Below are 1,736 nucleotides of genomic sequence, written 5' to 3'. Positions count from 1 at the left end.
GCGGGATACCTGCTTGCACGTCCCATAACTCGAATCCTCCCAAGATCGGGAGTCTCCGGACTTACCGGGACGGCTCAGGCATACAGCGATAACACCACCTCATCGACATCGGTGAGCCGGCGCTGGCGCTTCTTGACGATCTGCGGCTCAAAGCTGCCGTCCCGGTCCCGCGGCACGTCGATAGCCACCGCTCCACAGGCATCGGTGAGCACCGTTTTCGAACGGACCCCGTTGCGAGAGTTGCCGCTACCGCGGCCTTCCGGGGCGTGCTTGTCATAACCGAGGTGCTCTGACAATTCCTCGTCGAGTGCGGTCTCGACCACCGTTTTGGTGACCGCCTTGAGCAACCCGTCCGGGCCGGTCAGCGCCACCCCCGCATCACGGGCCTGACGCACCAACTCGCGGGCGACTTCCAGCTCATCGACCTCGCGGTTCTCAGGGACTTCAATCGCCGCCGAAGCGGTCTGTTCTTCACTGCTCTGCGATGGCTCCACAGCCACGACAGTCTCGGTCATCAGACGACCCTTCTGCCCCCGACACACCGGGGGGCCGTCAGGCCACTTACACCGTTACTGCGACAGTCCCGTTAACGGCATTGGCATCGAACCCGGGGCGGTTCAGTTCGTCGGGGGTCATGCGGCGTGTGTTTGGGAAGTGTCGTTGGTGTCGAGTCGCGTCAGGTGCTCGTGTAGGTCTGCGGCGGTGTAGCGCCAGGTGAAGGGCCTGTGGGTGGCGTTGTAGCGGTCCTGAAACGCCGTCAGGCGTTGCTTGAGCGCGGCGAGGTCGGGGAAGTCGTTGGGAGTTAGTATTTTCCGTTGCACGATGGAGAAGTAAATCTCGACTTGGTTGAGCCAGGAGGCGTGCACCGGAGTTGACCTGTTTCTGACTTTGCGATAGAGATTCGCGTTGGATCAGACAACATCGGTGGGGTCCTTGATGGGTTGAGTGTGCCGGTTCTTGCGGTGCCAGGCAAGGCGGCGGTTGCGGGCGGATTCGAGCCCGGCTTGTCGTGCTTTGCGGATGGCCTCCCCTCGTCCTTCGTGTTCGTCGTTGGGTGTGACGTATCTGATGCCGGCATGCAGCCGGACCCCGTTCCAGTGCTCGCGAGTGATGGCGAGTTCAGCGCGCAGGGTGGCGGGGTCGGTGATCGCGAGCAGGTGCGGAAACTCGGCCTTGAGGTGGCCGTTGAAGCTCTCGATCCATGCCTGATCGGTCGGGGTGCCCGGGCGGCCGAAGTGCTGGGCGATCGCGCACAACGCCATGAACTCCCGGGTGGACCCCGATGTCATCTGCGGGCCGTTGTCAGATACCGCGAGCAGGATCGGCCGGGCCTGGTCGTCGGTGTCGAGGTCGACGAGGCCGTCTTGGCGTCGCTCGACGGCGTCCAGGAGGCCCTCGGCATCAAGTGCGTCGGTGAACCCGACTTCGACCTGAGTGGAGGTTTCCTCGGCGGAGACCACCTCGGTGATCCACTTGCGTGAGACCAGATCCTGAATGATCAGCACCGCCATACTGGCCCTGGTGAAGTGCGTCGTGTCGTAGATCCAGATCGAGTTCGGCGTGTAGTCGACCCAGTCTGGGAACTGAATCGCCCTGGGTTGCGTGGAGGCTCCGAACCTTGGAAACGAGGATGGAGCCATGTCGAACAAGCAGTCGCCGGGTAAACCGACGAGTCGTCGTTACAGTCCGGAGGAGAAGGCCTCCGCGGTGCGGATGGTGCGCACCCTGCGCGCGGA

The 1,736-nt window shown here is 63.1% G+C and carries 2 protein-coding genes and 1 pseudogene; all 3 read right to left on the bottom strand.

The genetic code is table 11. The features are described from left to right. Positions 1-77: 77 nt before the first annotated feature. A pseudogene (locus BST10_RS22100) lies at positions 78-518 on the bottom strand (transposase); the annotation flags it as partial. A 114-nt stretch (positions 519-632) separates the two neighbouring features. Next, on the bottom strand, positions 633-866 hold the full coding sequence (locus BST10_RS22095; protein WP_083040772.1) for a hypothetical protein: 234 nt from the start codon (positions 864-866) through the stop codon (positions 633-635). A 45-nt stretch (positions 867-911) separates the two neighbouring features. Further along, entirely contained in the window at positions 912-1,640 is a 729-nt protein-coding gene (locus BST10_RS22090) for an integrase core domain-containing protein (RefSeq protein WP_083040770.1), read from the bottom strand. Positions 1,641-1,736: the final 96 nt, after the last annotated feature.

Origin of the sequence: Mycolicibacter algericus DSM 45454, assembly GCF_002086455.1 — a bacterium.
Classification (GTDB): Bacteria; Actinomycetota; Actinomycetes; order Mycobacteriales; family Mycobacteriaceae; genus Mycobacterium; species Mycobacterium algericum.
This window is presented reverse-complemented; position numbering and strand designations above follow the sequence as displayed.